This window comes from Micromonospora sp. NPDC048169 (assembly GCF_040652815.1).
Classification (GTDB): Bacteria; Actinomycetota; Actinomycetes; order Mycobacteriales; family Micromonosporaceae; genus Micromonospora.
In genome coordinates this window covers 26,540-45,298 of the sequence record NZ_JBEZMS010000004.1, presented here as the reverse complement: position 1 = coordinate 45,298, position 18,759 = coordinate 26,540, and the positions used below count along the sequence as shown (strand labels likewise).

Here is an 18,759-nt window from a genome sequence, read left to right as displayed (position 1 = left end):
TTCAGCCGGCGACGCGGTCGTGCCGGGCCACGCCGCCGAAGGCGCCGAACCGCTCCGGGTGCTCGTCCACGTCCGACGGCGCGTCGGGCCGCCACAGCGGCATGTGCACCACGCCCGGTTCGAGGATCGTCCAGTCGCCGAAGAAGCCGGTGATCTCGGCCCGCGAGCGCAGCGTGATCTCGGTGGCGGTACGCGCCGACAGCCGCTGCGCGTCCAGCATCTCCTGCGGCTGGTCCTCGAACGTGGAGTGGGAGATGACCAGGTAGCTGCCGGGTGCGGCGGCGGCGCGCAGCGTGGCCAGGATGTCGGCCGGGCGGTCGGCGTCCGGCACGAAGTGCACCACGCCGGCGAGCAGGATGCCCAGCGGCCGGTCGAAGTCGATCAGGCCGCTGGCCCCGGCGTGCTCCAGGATCAGCTTCGGCTCGCGCAGATCGGCCAGGATCGCGGTGGCCCGGTCGTTCCCGGCGAGCAGTTCGTGGCTGTGCGCCACCGCGACCGGGTCGATGTCCACGTACACGATGCGGGCGTCCGGGTCGGCGGCCTGGGCGACCTCGTGCACGTTGCCGACGGTGGGAATGCCGGAGCCGATGTCGAGGAACTGGTCGATGCCGGCGTCGAGCAGCACCCGTACGGCCCGGCGCAGGAACTCCCGCCCGGAGCGCATGGTGGCGGCCAGGTTCGGCGTCATGGCCGCGATCTGTTCGGCGAGCTGCCGGTCGATCTCGAAGTTGTGCGCCCCACCGAGGAAGTAGTCGTAGACCCGGGCGGCGCTCGGCCGGGTCAGATCGATCTCGGTGGGCAGGCTCTCCGGCGTCTGCATCGCTCGGTCCCCCAGGTCGTCGTCCGCCGTCGATGGCGGATCATGTGGTCCAGACCACTCTAGGCCGGTACGGCCAGGTATGGGAGATCCACAAGAGGCGATGCTGCCGCCGGTGTCAGGCGTCCGACTCCAGCAGCAGCGAGATGCCCTGGCCGACGCCGACGCACATGGTGGCGAGCGCCCGCCGACCGCCCCGGCGGCGCAGTTCCAGCGCGGCGGTCAACGCCAGCCGGGCGCCGCTGGCGCCGAGCGGGTGACCGAGCGCGATCGCCCCGCCGCCCGGGTTGACGTGCTCGGCGTCCTCCGGCAGCCCCAGCTCGCGCAGCACCGCCACCGACTGCGCGGCGAACGCCTCGTTCAGCTCGATCACGTCCACGTCGGCCAGCGACAGGCCGGCACGGTCGAGCAGCTTCCGGGTCGCCGGGACCGGCCCGATGCCCATGATCCGTGGCGGTACGCCTGCTGACGCGGCGCCGCGTACCCGGGCCAGCGGGGTGAGGCCGTAGCGCTCGACGGCGGCCGCGGAGGCGACGAGCAGCGCGACGGCGCCGTCGTTGACGCCGGAGGAGTTGCCGGCGGTCACGGTGCCGCCCTCGCGGAACGGGGTGGGCAACGCGGCCAGCTTTTCCAGCGTCGTCTCGCGGGGGTGCTCGTCGGCCTCGACCAGCTTCGTCTCGCGCCTGCCGGCGGGCACCGTCACCGGGACGATCTCCTCGGCCAGCCGGCCGTCGGCCTGCGCCTTGGCGGCCCGCTGCTGCGACCGGTACGCGAAGGCGTCCTGCGCGGCCCGGTCCACGCCGAACTCGGCCGCCACGTTCTCCGCCGTCTCCGGCATCGAGTCGATGCCCCAGCCCTCGCGCATCAGCGGGTTGACCAGCCGCCAGCCGATCGTGGTGTCGTACACCTCGGCGGTACGGGCGAACGGCGTGGCCGCCTTCGGCATGACGAACGGCGCGCGGCTCATGCTCTCCACGCCGCCGGCCACCACCAGGTCGGCGTCCCCGGCGACGATCGCGCGGGCGGCGGAGGCGAGCGCGTCCAGGCCGGAGCCGCAGAGCCGGTTGACGGTGCTGCCCGGCACCTCCTCCGGCAGGCCGCCGAGCAGCGCGGCCATCCGGGCCACGTTGCGGTTGTCCTCGCCGGCCTGGTTGGCGCAGCCCAGGATCACGTCGTCGGTACGCGCCCAGTCGACCGAGGGGTGGCGGGCCACCAGCTCGCGGATGACGTGCGCGGCCAGGTCGTCGGGGCGGACCCCGGCCAGCGCGCCGGCGTACCGGCCGATCGGGGTACGGACTCCGGCAACGAGATAGGCCACTGTCATCGCGCGTACGTCCTTCGAGGGTGGGGAAGGGGTCGGTCGGCGGGTCGCGGGGGTACCCGGCGCCAGGATATCCGTGACCGGAGCGGATAGGTTTGCCGCATGTCCGGGGCCCAGTTCAGCGCAGAGACAAGCGGCGGCGGCGCGTTCGTCCGCCAGCCCAACCGGTTCACCGGCCGGGTCACCCCGCACTCCACGTCACCCGAGGGCGGCGGGCCGGACGAGGCGGGACGCTGGCCGCTGGAGGCGGGCCGCTACCGGCTGATCTGGTGCCGGGCCTGCCCGTGGGCGCACCGGGCCCGCATCGTGCGCGGCCTGCTCGGCCTGGACGAGGTGATCTCGCTGGGCACCGTCGACCCGATCCGGGACGAGCGGGGCTGGCGGTTCGCGCTCGACCCGGACGGCTTCGACCCGGTGCTCGGCGTCGGCTTCCTGTCCGAGGCGTACCTGTCCACCGACCCGGACTACACCGGCCGGGTGACGGTGCCGGCACTGGTGGACACGCTCACCGGACGGGTGGTAACGAACGACTATCCGCAGCTCACGCTGGACTTCTCGACCGAGTGGCGACGGTTCCACGCGCCGGACGCCCCGGATCTCTACCCGGTCGAGCTGCGCCCGGAGATGGACGCGCTGATGGCGGAGATCCACCGGGACGTCAACAACGGTGTCTACCGGTGCGGCTTCGCCACCTCACAGGAGGCGTACGACGAGGCGTTCACCGCGCTGTTCGCCCGCCTCGACGCGCTGAGCGAGCGGCTGGCCGGGCGGCGCTACCTGATGGGCGACACGATCACCGAGGCGGACGTGCGCCTGTTCACCACGCTGGTGCGCTTCGACGTGGCGTACCACGGGCACTTCAAGTGCAACCAGCGCAAGCTCACCGAGATGCCGGTGCTGTGGGCGTACGCGCGGGACCTGTTCCAGACACCCGGCTTCGGCGAGACGGTGGACTTCGACCACATCAAACGGCACTACTACGCCACCCACGACATGATCAACCCGACCCGGATCGTGCCGCTCGGCCCGGATCTCTCCGGCTGGACCACCCCGCACGGACGTGGCTGAGGGCACACCGCGCCGGATCGCCGCCGCGTTCGCCGCCGTCTGCCTGGTGGCCGGTGTGACAGCGGTGACGATCGCGGTGGTCGCCGGTCCCGTTCCCGGCCCGTCCGCGTACGTCAGCGAGGCCGGCATCACCGACAGCGGGTACGCCGGGGCGTACCGGATGGGGATCTTCTCGGTGGCCGCGTCGCTGCTGCTGCTCGCCGGGGCGCTGCCGCCGGGGTTGCGCGCGGCGGCCGGCCTGCTCGGCGCCGGCGCGGTGGCCACTGTCGTCTCCGGCGCGGTGACGTGCAGCGAGGGCTGCCCGCTGCCGCCGTTCGAGGCGCCCACGGTGGCCGACCTGGTGCACGGCGGGGCCAGCATCGTGGCGACCGCCGCGGTGGTGCTCGCCATGCTGGTGCTGCTGTTCTCCCCGGCGGCGGACCGGGGGCTGCGGCGGATCGCCACGGTCGGCGCGGCGCTGGCGCTGCCGGTGGCCGCGGTGGTCGCGGCGGCCCTGCTGCTGGTCGGGCGCAGCGCGCTCCTCGGGGTGTCGGAGCGGGTGCTGCTCGCCGTGGTCGCCGCCTGGGGACTGGCCACCTCCGGCTACCTGGCTGTAAGGAGCCTCACCGGCAACGGTCCTTCCCTTCCGGCCCGGGACGGGAGTAACGTGTCGCGACGATGACCAATGTCTGGTGCCTCACCGAGCGCCTGTACGTCGATCTCCGACGGCAGGCCAGCGGCGTCTGTCCGGCGTAGCTCCACGCCCCGACGCCCGCTTTTTCCTCTCCAGACCCTGGATCAGTCCTCATGACCTCCGCCCTGCGCAGAATTCCCTTCTCCGTCCAGATCCTGCTGGGCCTCGTGCTCGGCGTGGCGCTCGGTTTCCTCGCCCGCGCCGCCGACCTCGCCTGGCTGACCAGCACGCTCGACACCGTCGGCGGCCTCTTCGTCCAGCTGCTCAAGCTCGCCGTGCCGCCACTGGTCTTCACCGCCATCGTGGTCAGCGTGGTCAGCCTGCGCGGCGTCGCCAACGCCGCCCGGCTCGCAGTCAAGACACTGCTCTGGTTCGCCGTCACCGCGCTCATCGCGGTGAGCATCGGCATCGGCCTCGGCCTGCTCACCAATCCCGGCCGGGGCGTCAACCTGGACCCGGCCGGCGCCACCGCGCCGAAGACCACCGGCTCCTGGATCGACTTCCTCACCGGCATCGTCCCGACCAACCCGGTCGGCGCGTTCGTCGAGGGCAACGTCCTCCAGATCGTCTTCCTCGCCCTGGTGGTGGGCGCCGCCGCGCTGCTGGTCGGTGACGCCGCCGAGCCGTTCGTGGCGCTCAACCGCTCGCTGCTGTCGATCGTGCAGAAGGCGCTCTGGTGGGTCATCCGGCTCGCCCCGATCGGCACGCTCGGCCTGATCGGAAACGCCGTCGCCTCGTACGGCTGGGACCTGCTCGCCCCGCTCGCCAAGTTCACCACAGCCGTCTACGTCGGCTGCGCGATCGTGCTGTTCGTGGTCTACCCGGTGCTGCTGGCGGTGGCCGGCAAGCTCAACCCGCTGCGCTTCTTCGCCGGCGCCTGGCCCGCCATCGAGCTGGCGTTCGTCTCCCGCTCCTCGGTGGGCACCATGCCGGTGACCCAGCGCTCGGTCGAGCGCCTCGGCGTCCCCCGCGAGTACGCCTCGTTCGCGGTGCCGTTCGGCGCCACCACGAAGATGGACGGCTGCGCCGCCATCTACCCGGCGCTCGCCGCGATCTTCGTGGCGCAGGTGTTCGGCGTGAACCTCGGCGTCACCGACTACCTGCTGATCGCGTTCGTCTCGGTGGTCGGCTCGGCCGCCACCGCCGGCCTGACCGGCGCGATCGTCATGCTGACGCTGACCCTGAGCACGCTGGGCCTGCCGCTGGCCGGGGCCGGCCTGCTGCTGGCCATCGACCCGATCCTGGACATGATCCGCACCGCCACGAACGTGGCCGGGCAGGCGGTGGTGCCGACCATCGTGGCCGCCCGGGAGGGCACGCTCGACCGGGCCGCGTACGACTCGGCCGGCAAGCGCGACCTGATCGAGCCCGCCGAGACCGAGCGGCTCGACCCCGTACCCGCCTGATCCACACCCAACGGGTGCGTCTCCCACCGGAGGCGCACCCGCTGCCCATGACCGGAGGATCCGAGAATGAGCGCCCTGTTCACCCCGCTCGCCCTGCGCGGCGTCACCCTGCCCAACCGGATCGCGCTGGCGCCCATGTGCCAGTACAGCGCCGGCCCCGACGGGCTGCCCACCGACTGGCACCGCGTCCACCTGGGTTCCCGGGCGATCGGCGGGACCGGCCTGGTCATCACCGAGGCGACAGCTGTGGTGCCCGAGGGCCGGATCAGCCCTCAGGACACCGGCCTCTGGTCCGGCGCGCACGTCGACGCGTGGCGGCCGATCACCGCGTTCGTCGCCGAACACGGCGCGGTTCCGGCCGTGCAGCTCGCGCACGCCGGGTTCAAGGCGTCCACGTACCGGCCGTGGGCGCCGGCGCGTGGCGGCGTGCCGGACGCCGAGGGCGGCTGGACCCCGGTCGGACCGGGTGACCAGCCGTTCGTGCCGGACTACCGCACGCCCACCGCGCTGGACGAGGCGGGCATCGCGGCAGTGGTGGACGCCTTCGCCACCGCCGCCGGGCGGGCGCTCGACGCCGGGTTCGCCGCCGTGGAGATCCACGCCGCGCACGGCTACCTGCTGCACGAGTTCCTGTCCCCGCTGACGAACCGGCGCACCGACGGCTACGGCGGTGACCGGGCCGCCCGGATGCGGCTCACGCTGGAGGTGGCCCGCGCGGTACGCGCCACGGTCGGCGAGTCCGTGCCGGTGCTGACCCGGATCTCCGCCACCGACTGGACCGACGACGGCTGGACCGTCGAGGACAGCGTGGTGCTCGCCGGGGAACTCGCCGCCGCCGGGGTCGACCTGGTCGACACCTCCTCCGGGGGCGCGGCGGTCCAGGTGTCCATCCCGGTCGGACCCGGCTACCAGGTGCCGCTGGCGGCCCGGATCCGCCGCGATGCCGGGGTGCCGACCGGCGCGGTGGGCCTGATCGTCGAGCCCGAGCAGGCCGAGCAGATCGTCGCCGGCGGCGAGGCGGACCTGGTGCTGCTAGGCCGCGAACTGCTGCGCGACCCGTACTGGCCGCTCCGCGCCGCCGCCAAGCTGGGCGCCACCCCGACCTGGCCCAACCAGTACGCCCGAGCCTTCTAGCCTTGAGCGTCGATCATGAAGTTGGCGGCGTTCTGCGTCCGATTTGTCGCCGCCAACTTCATGATCGACAGGGCGGAACCCCGGGCGGTCAGCCGGCCAGGTGGTTCCAGCGGGGTTCCAGGTCGGTCCAGGTGCCCTGGTCGGCCACGGTGCCGTCGATCAGCACCACCACGTGGTCGGCCCGGACCAGCGCGGCCCGCTTCGCGGTCGAGCCGACCACAGTCACGCCGTGCTCGCGCAACGCCGCCCACAGCGCCAGCTCCGTGCTGACGTCCAGCGCCGACGACACGTCGTCGGCCACCAGCAGCTCGGTACGCGGGGCGAGCGCGCGGGCCAGCGCCAGCCGCTGGAGCTGACCGCCGGAGAGCCGGGTGCCCTTGTGCCCGATCAGCAGCCCGAGCCCGCCCCCGGCGGCGGCCAGGTCGTGTTCGAGCTGGGCGGTCGTGACCGCCCCGGCGGCGTCCACCTGGTGGCCGAGCGCGATGTTGTCGGCCACCGTGCCGGAGAGCACCCGGGGCAGCTGGCCCACGTACCCGACCTGGTTGGGGCGCAGGAACATCTCCGGCTCGGTGACCGGGTCGCCGTTCCAGCGCAGCTCGCCGACGTGGTGCACGATCCCGGCCAGCGCCCGCAGCAGCGACGACTTGCCGGACCCGACCGGGCCGACGACGAGCACCAACTGCCCGCGCTCGACCACCAGGTCGACGTCGCGGACGGCGAGCATGCCGTCGGAGTGCAGCGCGCCGAAGCCGGACAGCTCCAGGCGGCGCAGCGGGTGCCGGGGCGGCGGCTCGGGCGCGGGCGCGGTGCCGGCGACCAGGTCCAGGCCGGGCACCGGCGCCGCGTAGACGGCCTCGCCGGTCATCGCCACCGTCCGCCTGGTCCACACCCGCGCCGACGGGTACTGCGACACCAGTGACGCGGTGGTCCACGCGAACCAGCGGGCCGCGCCCAGTGTGGACACCGCCACCAGCGTGGCGCCGGCGGACAGCCCACCGGCCAGGTAGAGCGCCCACGCGCCGATCGGCAGCAGGCCGCTGGCGACCGACGGGGTGGACCGGGCCCACACCTGCATCGCGATCTCGCGCCGCTGCCGCTCGCTGCGTACCTCGTCCAGCCGAGCGAGGTGGCGCAGCACCGGGCGGGTCGCGCCGGCCAGCTTCACCGTACGGGCGGCGGACAGCGCGGAGACCAGCGCGGTGGCGAACGCGGCGCGCGCCTTCACCGTGCCGGCCGCGGTGCGTTCCAGCCGGGGACCGAACAGCGTCGCCGCCAGCCCGGAGACCACCATCGTGCCGACGAAGAACAACGCCGGTACGAGGCTGCCGGTCACCAGCGTCATGGTGACCACGATGACCAGCGAGATGAACTGGTCCATCAGGTTGTCGGCCAGGTGCACCACCCGGTCGGTGTCGCCGCCCTGCGCCACCACCTCGGCCGGGGTGTGCCCGCTGACCCGGCGCGCGCCGGTCTGCCCGTGCACCAGCCGGGCGCTGATCCGCAGCATCTGCCGGATCCACCACTGCGGGAACCACAGGTTCGTCAGGTACGGCAGCGGCAGCACCACCAGCAGCGCGGCCACGATGCCCAGCGCCGGCAACCACGGGTCGCCGCCGCCGACCAGGTCGGCCCAGAGCCAGGGCAGGACCGCGCCGTCCATCCCGAGGACAGTCATCACGATGAACAGGCCGACCGAGATCAGGCCGTACCGGGGATCGTTGGTGCCCAGCCGGAGGATCTCCCGCATGGTCCGCGCGGGGGGCGCGGGCGGCGCGGGCGGCGGGTCGGCGCGCGGCACGGCGACCGGCCGCGTCGCGGGCGCGGCAGGCGTGGCGGGCGCGTCGTCCCAGGCGGGCGCGTCGAGCAGTTCCACCCCGCCGCGCCGGGTGCCCACCCCGGCGTACGCACCGGCGTGGCTGGTGGCGAGCAGCTCGGCGAAGCGGGCGGACTCGCGCAGCGGACCGGCCTCCAGCACGGCGCCGTCGGCCATCACGACCACCTCGTCGCAGCGGCGCACCGAGGAGAGCCGGTGCGCGATGACGATGCCGATCCGGTCGGTGAGCAGCCGTTCGGTGGCCTCGCGGACCCGGTTCTCGGTGACCGGGTCGAGCCGCGCGGTGGCCTCGTCGAGGATCACCACGTGCGGGTCGCGGACCAGGATGCGGGCGAACGCGACGAGCTGCTCCTGCCCGGCGGAGAGCACGTAGCCGCCGTCGCCGAGCCGGGTGTGGACCCCGTCGGGCAGTTCGGCGATCCAGCCGGTCAGGCCCAGCTCGGCCAGCGCCCGTTCGGCGGCGTCCAGCAGTTCCGGGTCGAACAGCGCCACGTTCTCGGCGAGCGTGCCGGCCAGGATCTCGGTGCGCTGCGGCACCACGGCGATCCACCGGCGCAGCTCCTCGACGTCCAGGTCGACCAGGTCGGTGCCGCCGAGGAACACCGTGCCACGCGGCACCTCCACCGCCCGGGTGAGCACCTTGGCCAGCGTCGACTTGCCCGAGCCGGTACGCCCGACGAGCGCGTACGAGCGGCCGCGGACGAAGTCGAGGTGCACGTCGCGCAGCGCCGGCCCACGGTCGTCCCCGCCGGCCGGGTAGCGGTAGGTGAGCCCGCGCACGGTCAGGTCGCCGTCGACCGGGGTGGCCCCGCCGTCCGGCTCCTGCGGCGACCCGGCCAGCAGTTGCACCCGGCCCCACGCGCCGAACGCCTGCTGCAGGTGCGGCACCCAGCGGGCGATGTGCTCGACAGTCGCGCCGAACGCGATGGCCAGCAGCCAGATCGCGGTGAGCCGGGCGGCGTCCACCCGGCCGGTGGCGAGCGCCCACGCGCCGCCCAGCACCACGCCGGCGATGCCGACCCGGACCGCGCCGGCGGCGGCCGCGGTGACCCGGGCGGAGAGCCGGAACACCCGGACGCACCTGGTGATCACCTCGGCCGCGCGACGGGCGTAGAGGCGCAGCACGTACGGCCGGGCGAGGCTGGTGCGAACGTCGTCCTGCCCGTGCACCGCCTCCTCCATCACGGCGGCGAGGTCGGACCACGCCTCCTCCTCGGCCATCCGGGCCGGGGCGATCCGGCTGGTCGGGCGGCGCAGCGTCACCGCGAGCAGGGTGGTGAGCGCGATCATGCCGACGCCTGCGGGCCACCAGACGATCAACGCGCTGACCGCCGAGAGGGCGCAGACCGCGAGGCCCTGCGCCAGCCGTACGCCGGTGTTCCGCATCTCGGCGGCGACCTGGTAGACGTCGTTGTCGATCCGGTCGAGCAGTTCGCCGACCGGTGTGGTCTCCAGGGTGGGCAGGTCCTGGCCGAGCGCGACCCGGCAGAGCCGCCGCCGCACGTCGGCCGACCAGTCGGCGGTGAGCCGGGCCATGATCAGGCCGATGAGCAGGTCGGTGACGACAGCGGCGACGAGCGCGACGGCGAGCGCGACGAACCAGCCGGACGAGCGGAGCACCAGCACCGGCCCGGCCAGCGCGGAGGCGGCCGCCTGACCACCGGCGCCGAGCACGATCAGCAGCAGGACCGCCGCCATCCGCCGGGGTGCCGTGGCCCAGAGATCTCGGAGCAGGCGCATGGGAGGTCCTCCGGACTCGGATCGGTGGGGGCGGTGCCCCCACCCTCACCCTTCCGGCGGCCCGGTATCAACCGAATTACCGACCGCTGGTCAGGTCCGGGCGACCCGCCGGACGATGCCGAGCAGCGACTCCTGCACCTCGTCGATCGGCCGCTCCGGCGAGAAGACCAGCCAGTCCACAGCCACCACCAGCCCGACACCGAACAGCGCCGAACTCGCGGTACGCACGTCCAGGTCGGCGGGGAGGTCGCCGCTGTCCACCCCGGCCTGCACCGTGTCGGCGATCACCGCGATGGCCTCGCCGCGCAGCAGCCGCAGCGTCTGCTGCCACTCCCTGTTGGTCCGCCACATCTCCGAGAGCAGGAGCTGGGCGAAGGCGCGGTAGCGGCGGATGTACTCCAGCTGGGCACGGACCAGCGCGCCGAGCGCCTCCAGCGGCGGCAGCCCGTCGACGGCGGCCCGGAAGTCGGCGGTGAGCAGGCCGATGCCGTGCCGCAGCAGCTCCTCGAACAGGACGGTCTTGGACTCGAAGTTGTAGTAGACGGTCCCCTTCGCCACACCGGCCCGGGCCGCGATGTCGTCCACTGTGGTGGCCGAGAAGCCCTGTTCGGCGATGAGGTCCACCGCCGCCACGAAGAGGCGCTGGCGGGTGTCCTCGCGTCGGCGCGTCCGTCCGTCCGTCACCGGCTCATCCTCACATGGTCAGTTCGGGGTGCAGCTTCGACGGGGTCAGCCGGCGGGACCGGCGGGCCGCGCCGACGGTGAGCGCCATCGCGCCCAGCCCGAACGCGAGCAGCACCAGCGCGGCCTCCACCACCGGGGCGGTCGTGCCGCCGTTGATGGTGTGGCGCAGGCCGTCCACCACGTACGTCATCGGCAGCCAGGGGTGGATGGCCTGGAAGAAGCCGGGCGAGGTCTGCACCGGGTAGGTGCCGCCGGAGGAGGTGAGCTGGAGCATCAGCAGCGCCAGCGCGGCCAGCCGCCCGGCCGGGCCGAGCGCCACGCCGAGCAATTGCATGATCGCGGTGAACGCCAGCGAGGTGAGGGCGAGCAGCCCGAATGTCGCCGGCCCGTGCCTCGGGTCGAGCCCGAGCGCCAGCGTGACCACCGTGTAGAGCACCGCGACCTGGGCCAGGCCGATGCCGGCGGCGGGGAGCCACCCGGCGAGCACGACCCGCCAGCCGGGCGCGCCGGACATCACGTGCCGCCGGTTGACCGGCCGCAACAGCATGTACGTGATCATCGCGCCGACCCAGAGCGCCAGCGACAGGAAGTACGGGGCGAAGCCCACGCCGTACGAGCCGGCCGGGTTCTGCGAGTCGCGGATCAGACCGACCGGGTCGCCGAGCACCTCGGCGCGACTGGCCGCGTCGTCGTACCCGGGAAGTTTCCGTTCGCCGGCGGCGAGCCCGTCGGCGAGCTCGCCCGCGCCGCCCTCCAGCCGGGTCAGCCCGTCGACCAGCCGGTTGCTGCCGCTGCCGAGCTGGGCCAGGCCGCCGTCGAGCTGGCGGGCCCCGCTGGAGAGCCGGTAGAGGCCGCCGCGCAACTGGTTCGCGCCGGTCGACGCGTCGCCGAGCCCGTCGCGGAGCTTGGCGCTGCCCTGCGCCAGCGTGGTCAGCCCACCGGCCAGCTCGTTCACCTTGGCCCGGGCGGAGGCGACGTCGTCGGCCAGGTGCGGTGCGGCGGCGGCCACCTCGCGGGCGGTCCTGGCGACGTCTGTCATCTGCTGGCGCAGCGTGGCCATGTCGGTCTTGTTCAGCGCTGCCACCACTGAGCGCGCCTGGGTGACGGCCCGGTCGGCGGCCGTGCGGGCGGCGGCGAAGTTCGGGTCGTCGGCCAGCTCGGGATGTTCCTTCGCGACCGCGTCGAGCCGGTCGCGGACCTCCTCGGCGGTGGCGACCACCTCGGCGGCCTTGCCGGGTAGCGCGTCCAGCCCGGCGGCGAGCTGCTGCGCGCCGTCGGCGACGAGCGTGGCCGCCTTCTGGATCCGGTCGGCGTTGCGGCGCAGCACCGGCTCGTACCTGTCGGCGGCGGCGTTGACGGTGGCCGCCGCGGCCTTGGTCTCGGTGGCCGCGCGGCCGGCGCCGTCGGCGAGCTGGGCGGCGCCGGTACGCAACTGGTCGAGGCCCTTGGCGAGCTTGTCCGCACCCTGGACCGACTGGTTGAGTCCGCCGGCGAGCTGCCCGGCGCCGTCCTCGGCGTCACCGAGGCCGTCGGCGAGCTGGCCCGCACCCCGCTGGGAGCTGCCGAGCCCGTCGGCGATCTTCCCGGCGCCGTCGGCGGCGCGGCCGGTCTCGGCCTTGGCGTCGGTGAAGCCGATCAGCATCTTGTCGAAGTACGTGGCGGCGGTGCTCTGCGCGGCGGCGGCCCGGATCTCGCTGAACGCCGACCTGGCGAGCAGCCCGGAGAGGTAGTTGGTGGCGTCGTCGTTCACCACCTTCAGCTCGCCCTGCCGGGCCGGGCGGTCCGGTTCCGGGCCGGCGGCGAGGGTGGCGGAGAAGTCCTCCGGAATGGAGAAGACCAGGTGGTAGCGCCCGTCGCGCAGCCCCTTCGTGGCGTCGGCCTGGTCGGTGACGGTCCAGCCGAACACCTTGCGGTCGAGCAGCTTCTCGGTCAGGTCGCGGCCGGCGTGCACCTCGCTGCCGTCACCGGCGGTGGCCGGGCGGTCGGCGTTGACCAGGGCGACCGGGATCCGGTCCATCTTCCCGTAGGGATCCCAGAACGCGTACAGGTAGAGCGCGCCGTAGAGCAGCGGGACGATGGTGAGCACGGCCAGGGCGGCGCGCGGCAGCCGGCCCCGGGTCATCCGGCGCAGCTCGAACAGGGCGAGTCGCAGGACGCTCATGCGGGCACCTCGGCGGGTTCGGTGGGCACGGTCAGGACGGGGATCGGCGGCGCCGGATCGCCGATGCGGTGCACTGTGGCGGCCACTCCGGGTTCGACGGCGCGGGCGCTGGCGACCACGGCGTACCCCTGGCAGGCGAGACGTTCCAGCGCGCCCCACATCCACTCCCGCTCGGGACGGTCGGCACCGGCGTCCACGTCGTCGGCGACGATCAGGCTGGGGCCGCCGAGGCTGGCCAGCACCAGGCCGAGCACCTGCCGCTCGACCGGGGTGAGGTCGCGGCCGTACCGGTCGGGGTCCAGGGGCGCGTCGGTGAGTCCGGCACCGGCGATGGCGGCGGCGTAGGCGTCTCGGCGGTAGGCCCGGCGGGCCCGCACCGCCGTCACCGGGACCAGCCGGCGCTGGCGGCGCGGCACCGGGCCGAGCAGCAGCAGGCGTTCGGTGATGTGCTCGGCGACGGTGAGCGTCGGGTCGGGTTCGTGCACGCCCGCCACCTGGCCGAGCGCGGCCGGGCCCCGGCGGCGCAGCTCGCCGTGGTTGTGCGGGAAGCGCCCGGCCAGTGCGAGCAGCAGCGAGGTGCGCCCGCTGCCGGGCGGGCCGGTGACGGCGTGCAGCTCACCGCTCGCGGCGGTGAGGTCGACGTCCCGGTAGACCCAGCCCCGGCGGGTGCGCAGCCCCAGGCCGCTGGCCTCGACGATGTTCATCCCGCTCCCGAATTCCAAACTGACTAGTCAGTATAAAAACATGCCCAGCATAACGCCGGGTGTCCGGTTCGGGACCTCTGGCGGGAGTGATCCTCAGAACAGCACTGTGGCGAGCGTGCCCACCGGGCGGAAGCCGCAGCGCTCGTAGACCCGCCGGGCGGGCAGGTTGAAGTCGTTGACGTAGAGACTCACTGTGGGCGCGACCCGGTCCAGCGCGTCGCGGACCACCGCGGCCATCGCGGCGGTGGCGATGCCCCGGCCGCGCCACTCCGGCGCCACCCAGACGCCCTGCACCTGCGCGGTCCGGCGGGTCACCACGGCAAGCTCCGCCTTGAAGACCACCCGCCCGTCGACGAAGCGGGCGTAGGCGCGGCCGGCGCGCACCAGCTCGGTCACCCGCCGCCGGTAGCCGCGCCCGCCGTCCTCGGCCAGCGGCGACACCCCGACCTCCTCGGTGTACATCGCCACCGCCGCCGGGAACAACCGGTCGACCTCGTTGCCGCGCACCCGGCGCACGTGCGGGTCGGGCGCCACGGCGGGCAGCGCGTCAGTCGCCAGCAGCGGCTGGTTCGGGCGTACGTCCCGAGCCGGCCCCCAGTGCGCGGAGAGGCGGTCCCAGAGGCCGAGCACCGCGTCGGCGCGGCCCACTATCGAGGAACAGAGCCGCTCCTCGGCGCTCAACTGGTCGGCGAACGCGGTCACCGCCGACTCGGACGCGAGCACCGGGGTCAGGTTGCCGCCCAGCCAGCAGATCGACTCCAGGTTGCGGCGGGCGCCGTAGCCGAGGATCCGCGCCTCGGCCCGCCACCACGCCAGCCCTCGTGCCGCCACCCGCTCGGCGACCTGCGCGCCGGCGTACGGGTCGAGATCGAGCAGCCGCTCGACCGCGCGGCGCTCCGACTCCCCCAGTTGGCGTACCGGCATCGTGAGCACGGTTACCAGCCTGCCAGATCCACCCCGGCACACGCGGCCCGACCGGGCACCCCGCTCAGGCGGCCGGCACCGGCAGCGGCTCGGGTACGGCCGGCCGGGTCCGGGCGGCCCACCGCACCACCGGCGGCACCAGCGCGCCGAGCAGCAGGAAGACCACGCCGAGCACCAGCCAGCCGGGCACGCCCCACCCGATCGCCAGCGTGGTCACCACCACCGGGGCGACCATCGAACCGAGTTGCATGCCCATGCCGTACGCGCCCTGGTACTGGCCGTGCGCGTGCGCCGGGGCCAGGCCGAAGGAGATGCCCCAGCCGGCCGCCGCGTGCCACAGCTCCCCCACGACGTGCACCAGCGCACCGGCCAGCAGCAGCGGCACCGCCACCGTCACCGGCACGCCGCCCCCGGCCGCGAACAGCACGCAGGCACCGGCGAGCAGGATGCCCGCCCGGCGGGCGGCCCGGCCCGCGCCGGTCAGGTCCTCGGTGCCCCGCGAGGCGCGGACCTGGAACAGGATCACCACCACCGTGTTGACGAGCAGGCAGACGGAGATCAGCCAGTTCGGCGCCGTGGTGTGCCCGGCGATCCACAGCGGCAGGGCGATGTTGATCAGCGAGAAGTGCATGGACATGAGCCCGTCCAGCACGGTGAAGGCGAGGAACGGGCGGTCCCGCAGCGCGATCAGCCGTGGCCCGTGCGCCGGGGCGGGCATCGGGGGCACGGGCGGGAGCCGCAGCAGCACCGCCGCCGCCAGCACATAGGTGGCGGCGTCGAGCAGGATCAGCGTGACGTACGCGCCGCGGGTGTCGGCTGCGAGCGCGAACCCGGCCAGCACCGTGCCCACCGAGATCCCGACGTTGGTGACCGCGCGGAGGTAGGCGCGGGTGCGTACCCGCTGGTCGGGCGGGACAGCACCGGCGATCAGCGCGCCCCGGGCGCCCCGCGTGCCCGCGTCGGCGACCGCCATCAGCACACCGACGACCAGGAAGCCGGCGAACGAGCGCACCGCGACCAGCGCGACGGTGCACCCGGCCGAGGCGAGCAGCGCGGCCAGCTGGAGCCCACGCGGGCCGAGGCGGTCGGCGAGGTAGCCCATCGGCGTGCTCGCCACCAGGCTGACCAGCGCGGTGAGCGTGAGCGCCACACCCACCTGGGCGACAGTGAGCCCGACCGACCGGGTGAGGAACAGCGCGCTGGCGGTGAGCCACGTGCCCCGCCCCACGGTGTTGACGAGCGTGGAGAGGGCGAGGGTCCGGGACGGGCCCGGCTCAGGAAGCAGGCGCACGCCAGAAGCTTAACAGTACGTACGTACGGTTTGCAGCCGAGTTCTGCGGGCGTCTTGTCCCTCTCCGCCATCCGCGCCGAGTCCGGGTGAGCACCGCTGCCGCGACGGCACACCGGCCGGACGGCGGCCGGCGTGCCGTCAGGCGCGGCGCGCGGTGACGAGCAGGTACTCCCAGCGCATCACGCCGCCGTCCAGGTGCCGGGCGGCCAGGTCCGTCAGCGCGCGGTCGAGCCCGGCCGTGCGCTCCGGGTCGCCCGCGTTCGCCCGGTAGACCGCCACCGTGGGGCCGTAGTGGGTGGCGAAGAAGTCCCGGAACTGTCCCGGAGTCGCGAACCGGTTCACCACCACGGCGTCGCGCCCCAGCGTGAGCGCGTCCACCCGGTCGCCGAACAGCTCCCGGACGTGGTCCTCGTCGCCCCAGAGCGGGGGCGGCTGCGCGCCCGGCGGCGGTGGCGGCGCGTACGGCCGCATGGCCGCGAACAACTGGCCGACGAAGCCCTCCGGAGTCCAGTTGACCAGGCCGATCGTGCCGCCCGGCCGGCACACCCGCAGCACCTCGTCGGCGGCGACCCGGTGCCGGGGCGCGAACATCACGCCCACACAGGACAGGACCGCGTCGAACGCGGCGTCGGCGTACGGCAGCGCCTCCGCGTCCGCCTCCTCCCAGGCCAGCGTCAGGCCCTCCCGCTCGGCCGACGCCCGCCCGACCGCGAGCAGCTCCGGGGTGAGGTCACTGGCCACCACCTCCGCACCGGCCCGGGCCGCCGGCACCGCCGCGTTGCCGGTCCCGGCCGCCACGTCCAGCACCCGCATGCCCGGCGCCACCCGTGCCGCCCGGACCAGCGTCGCCCCCAACTGCGGGATCACCTGCGCGGCCACGGCGGAGTAGTCGCCCATCGCCCACATCGCGCGGTGCCGGGCCTTCACCCCCGCGTCCCGCTCCCGTTCCTCGATCATCAGTCGCTCCTCACCTGTCGTCTCTGCCAGGTACGCTAGGCAGCGGACGACCCGGCCCCCAGTACGAGATCTGTACCGCTTCCGACAGGCAGCTGGCCGGACCTTCGGGCCGGGCGTAGCGTGCCCGCCATGGGGGCCTCCTACCACCAGTTCTGCCCCGTGGCGAAGGCCATGGAACTGCTCGACGAACGGTGGACGCTGCTCGTGATCCGGGAGCTGGTAAGCGGCTCGGAACGCTTCAACGAGCTGCGCCGGGGACTGCCCCGGATGTCGCCCACACTGCTGTCCCGCCGGCTGCACCAGCTCGTCCGCGCCGGGGTGGTGGAGCGGCGGGTCGACGGCGTCGGCGTGCGCTACGTCCCGACCGCCGCCGGGCGCGAGCTGCGGCCCGTGCTGGAGGCGCTCGGCGCCTGGGGCGTGCGCTGGATCGGCGAGCTGGGCGACGCCGACCTGGACCCGAAGCTGCTGCTGTGGGACATGCACCGGCACGTCGACCACGACGCGGTCCCGCCGGGGCGTACCGTCGTGCGGTTCCGCTTCCGGGACGTGCCGGCGGCGCAGAGCGACTGGTGGATGGTGATCGCCGGAGGTGAGGCCGACGTCTGCGACGTCGACCCCGGGCACGACGTGACGGTGACCGTCACGGCGGACCTGCGCGCCCTGGTCCAGGTCTGGCTGGGCGACCTGGAGTGGGCCGCGGCGCTGCGCGGCGGCGCGGTGGAGGTCACCGGGCCGGAGGCGCTGCGGCGCGCCGCGCCCGGCTGGTTCACCCTCTCCCCCTTCGCCGCCGTGCCCCGGCCCTGAGACGGCGCGTGCGGCCGTCCCCGAGGGGGAACGGCCGCACGGCGACGCGGAAGTGGATCAGTGCACGGTGACTGTGGCGCCGCCGGGCACCAGGTCGCGCAGTTCCTCGGGGATCTCGGCGCCCATCTCGTCGGCGATCCGCAGCGCCTCCTCGATCAGCGTCTCCACGATCTGCGCCTCGGGCACGGTCTTGACGACCTTGCCCTTGACGAAGATCTGGCCCTTGCCGTTGCCCGAGGCCACACCGAGATCGGCCTCCCGGGCCTCACCCGGGCCGTTCACCACGCAGCCCATGACCGCGACGCGCAGCGGCACCGGCAGGCCCTCCAGACCGGCGGTGACCTCCTCGGCCAGCTTGTAGACGTCGACCTGTGCCCGGCCGCAGGACGGGCAGGAGACGATCTCCAGGCCGCGCTCACGCAGGCCCAGCGACTCCAGGATCGCGGCGCCGACCTTGATCTCCTCGACCGGCGGGGCGGACAGCGACACGCGGATGGTGTCCCCGATCCCCTCGGCCAGCAGCGCGCCGAACGCCACCGCCGACTTGATCGTGCCCTGGAACGCCGGGCCCGCCTCGGTGACGCCGAGGTGCAGCGGGTAGTCGCACTTCTCGGCCAGGAGCCGGTACGCGCGGATCATCACCACCGGGTCGTTGTGCTTGACCGAGATCTTGATGTCCCGGAAGCCGTGCTCCTCGAACAGCGAGCACTCCCACAGCGCCGACTCCACAAGCGCCTCGGCGGTGGCCTTGCCGTACTTGGCCAGGAGGCGCTTGTCCAGCGAGCCGGCGTTGACGCCGATCCGGATCGGCACGCCCGCGTCGCCCGCGGCCCGCGCGATCTCCTTGACCTTGTCGTCGAACTGCCGGATGTTGCCCGGGTTCACCCGCACCGCGGCGCAGCCGGCGTCGATCGCCGCGAAGACGTACTTCGGCTGGAAGTGGATGTCGGCGATCACCGGGATCTGCGACTTGCGCGCGATCGCGGGCAGCGCCTCGACGTCGTCCTGCGACGGCACCGCGACCCGGACGATCTGGCAGCCGGACGCGGTCAACTCGGCGATCTGCTGGAGCGTGGCGTTGACGTCGGCGGTGAGGGTGGTGGTCATGGACTGCACCGAGACCGGCGCGCCACCACCGACCGGCACCGAACCGACCATGATCTGGCGGCTGGCCCGGCGCGGGGCCAGCGGCGGCGGCGGTACGGGGGGCATACCGAGACTGACAGCGGTCACTTCAGGCA

15 protein-coding genes are annotated in these 18,759 nt (G+C 74.0%); 5 read left to right on the top strand and 10 right to left on the bottom strand.

Annotated elements, in window-relative coordinates; translation table 11 throughout:
• Position 1: 1 nt before the first annotated feature.
• Together AB0D28_RS05155 and pcaF are read right to left on the bottom strand one after the other, a co-directional pair.
• On the bottom strand, positions 2 to 820 hold the full coding sequence (locus tag AB0D28_RS05155) for an SAM-dependent methyltransferase (RefSeq protein ID WP_357382399.1): 819 nt from the start codon (positions 818 to 820) through the stop codon (positions 2 to 4).
• Between the two features lie 115 nt (positions 821 to 935).
• The gene (gene pcaF, locus AB0D28_RS05150; RefSeq protein WP_357382397.1) at positions 936 to 2,141 is read right to left on the bottom strand and encodes a 3-oxoadipyl-CoA thiolase; all 1,206 of its coding nucleotides are present in this window, start codon (positions 2,139 to 2,141) and stop codon (positions 936 to 938) included.
• A gap of 99 nt (positions 2,142 to 2,240) precedes the next feature.
• On the opposite strand from pcaF, the gene AB0D28_RS05145 reads away from it, so the two are divergent.
• The 4 genes from AB0D28_RS05145 to AB0D28_RS05130 all read left to right on the top strand — a co-directional run bounded on the left by AB0D28_RS05145 (position 2,241) and on the right by AB0D28_RS05130 (position 6,419).
• Positions 2,241 to 3,206, top strand: a complete 966-nt coding sequence (locus tag AB0D28_RS05145; RefSeq protein ID WP_357382395.1) for a glutathione S-transferase C-terminal domain-containing protein — start codon at positions 2,241 to 2,243, stop codon at positions 3,204 to 3,206.
• Positions 3,199 to 3,867 carry a DUF998 domain-containing protein gene (locus tag AB0D28_RS05140; RefSeq protein WP_357382393.1) on the top strand — a complete coding sequence of 223 codons (669 nt, stop codon included), beginning with the start codon at positions 3,199 to 3,201 and terminating at the stop codon, positions 3,865 to 3,867. The genes AB0D28_RS05145 and AB0D28_RS05140 overlap by 8 nt, the downstream gene beginning before the upstream one ends.
• Before the next feature lie 137 nt (positions 3,868 to 4,004).
• Entirely contained in the window at positions 4,005 to 5,285 is a 1,281-nt protein-coding gene (locus AB0D28_RS05135; RefSeq protein WP_357382760.1) for a dicarboxylate/amino acid:cation symporter, read from the top strand.
• Positions 5,286 to 5,351: 66 nt separating this feature from the next.
• The gene (locus tag AB0D28_RS05130) at positions 5,352 to 6,419 is read left to right on the top strand and encodes an NADH:flavin oxidoreductase/NADH oxidase (RefSeq protein ID WP_357382391.1); all 1,068 of its coding nucleotides are present in this window, start codon (positions 5,352 to 5,354) and stop codon (positions 6,417 to 6,419) included.
• Positions 6,420 to 6,507: 88 nt separating this feature from the next.
• Here the strand turns inward: AB0D28_RS05130 and AB0D28_RS05125 are convergent, their stop codons facing one another.
• From AB0D28_RS05125 to AB0D28_RS05095, 7 genes are all read right to left on the bottom strand, one after another.
• The gene (locus tag AB0D28_RS05125) at positions 6,508 to 9,993 is read right to left on the bottom strand and encodes an ABC transporter ATP-binding protein (RefSeq protein WP_357382389.1); all 3,486 of its coding nucleotides are present in this window, start codon (positions 9,991 to 9,993) and stop codon (positions 6,508 to 6,510) included.
• 90 nt (positions 9,994 to 10,083) lie between these two features.
• Positions 10,084 to 10,677, bottom strand: coding sequence for a TetR/AcrR family transcriptional regulator (locus AB0D28_RS05120; protein WP_357382387.1), 594 nt, complete (start codon positions 10,675 to 10,677; stop codon positions 10,084 to 10,086).
• A gap of 10 nt (positions 10,678 to 10,687) precedes the next feature.
• Positions 10,688 to 12,838 carry a YhgE/Pip domain-containing protein gene (locus AB0D28_RS05115; protein ID WP_357382385.1) on the bottom strand — a complete coding sequence of 717 codons (2,151 nt, stop codon included), beginning with the start codon at positions 12,836 to 12,838 and terminating at the stop codon, positions 10,688 to 10,690.
• Complete coding sequence (locus AB0D28_RS05110) at positions 12,835 to 13,542, bottom strand: ATP-binding cassette domain-containing protein (protein ID WP_357382383.1); 708 nt, start codon at positions 13,540 to 13,542, stop codon at positions 12,835 to 12,837. Before AB0D28_RS05110 ends, AB0D28_RS05115 begins: the two co-directional genes overlap by 4 nt.
• Positions 13,543 to 13,635: 93 nt before the next feature.
• Complete coding sequence (locus AB0D28_RS05105) at positions 13,636 to 14,475, bottom strand: GNAT family N-acetyltransferase (protein ID WP_357382381.1); 840 nt, start codon at positions 14,473 to 14,475, stop codon at positions 13,636 to 13,638.
• 55 nt (positions 14,476 to 14,530) lie between these two features.
• Positions 14,531 to 15,757: an MFS transporter gene (locus tag AB0D28_RS05100; protein WP_357382379.1), complete on the bottom strand. Its 1,227-nt coding sequence runs from the start codon at positions 15,755 to 15,757 to the stop codon at positions 14,531 to 14,533.
• Between the two features lie 138 nt (positions 15,758 to 15,895).
• Complete coding sequence (locus AB0D28_RS05095; protein ID WP_357382377.1) at positions 15,896 to 16,714, bottom strand: methyltransferase domain-containing protein; 819 nt, start codon at positions 16,712 to 16,714, stop codon at positions 15,896 to 15,898.
• Between the two features lie 129 nt (positions 16,715 to 16,843).
• On the opposite strand from AB0D28_RS05095, the gene AB0D28_RS05090 reads away from it, so the two are divergent.
• On the top strand, positions 16,844 to 17,518 hold the full coding sequence (locus AB0D28_RS05090) for a helix-turn-helix domain-containing protein (RefSeq protein WP_357382375.1): 675 nt from the start codon (positions 16,844 to 16,846) through the stop codon (positions 17,516 to 17,518).
• Positions 17,519 to 17,575: 57 nt separating this feature from the next.
• On the opposite strand, the gene ispG is transcribed toward AB0D28_RS05090, so the two are convergent.
• Entirely contained in the window at positions 17,576 to 18,751 is a 1,176-nt protein-coding gene (gene ispG, locus AB0D28_RS05085) for a flavodoxin-dependent (E)-4-hydroxy-3-methylbut-2-enyl-diphosphate synthase (protein ID WP_216932527.1), read from the bottom strand.
• Positions 18,752 to 18,759 lie beyond the last annotated feature (8 nt).

Bases quoted from the DNA above. Each gene is read 5' to 3' on its own strand.
- AB0D28_RS05155 (WP_357382399.1), bottom strand. From the start codon at position 820: ATGCAGACGCCGGAGAGCCTGCCCACCGAGATCGATCTGACCCGGCCG.
- pcaF (WP_357382397.1), bottom strand. From the start codon at position 2,141: ATGACAGTGGCCTATCTCGTTGCCGGAGTCCGTACCCCGATCGGCCGG.
- AB0D28_RS05145 (WP_357382395.1), top strand. From the start codon at position 2,241: ATGTCCGGGGCCCAGTTCAGCGCAGAGACAAGCGGCGGCGGCGCGTTC.
- AB0D28_RS05130 (WP_357382391.1), top strand. From the start codon at position 5,352: ATGAGCGCCCTGTTCACCCCGCTCGCCCTGCGCGGCGTCACCCTGCCC.
- AB0D28_RS05125 (WP_357382389.1), bottom strand. From the start codon at position 9,993: ATGCGCCTGCTCCGAGATCTCTGGGCCACGGCACCCCGGCGGATGGCG.
- AB0D28_RS05115 (WP_357382385.1), bottom strand. From the start codon at position 12,838: ATGAGCGTCCTGCGACTCGCCCTGTTCGAGCTGCGCCGGATGACCCGG.
- AB0D28_RS05110 (WP_357382383.1), bottom strand. From the start codon at position 13,542: ATGAACATCGTCGAGGCCAGCGGCCTGGGGCTGCGCACCCGCCGGGGC.
- AB0D28_RS05095 (WP_357382377.1), bottom strand. From the start codon at position 16,714: ATGATCGAGGAACGGGAGCGGGACGCGGGGGTGAAGGCCCGGCACCGC.
- AB0D28_RS05090 (WP_357382375.1), top strand. From the start codon at position 16,844: ATGGGGGCCTCCTACCACCAGTTCTGCCCCGTGGCGAAGGCCATGGAA.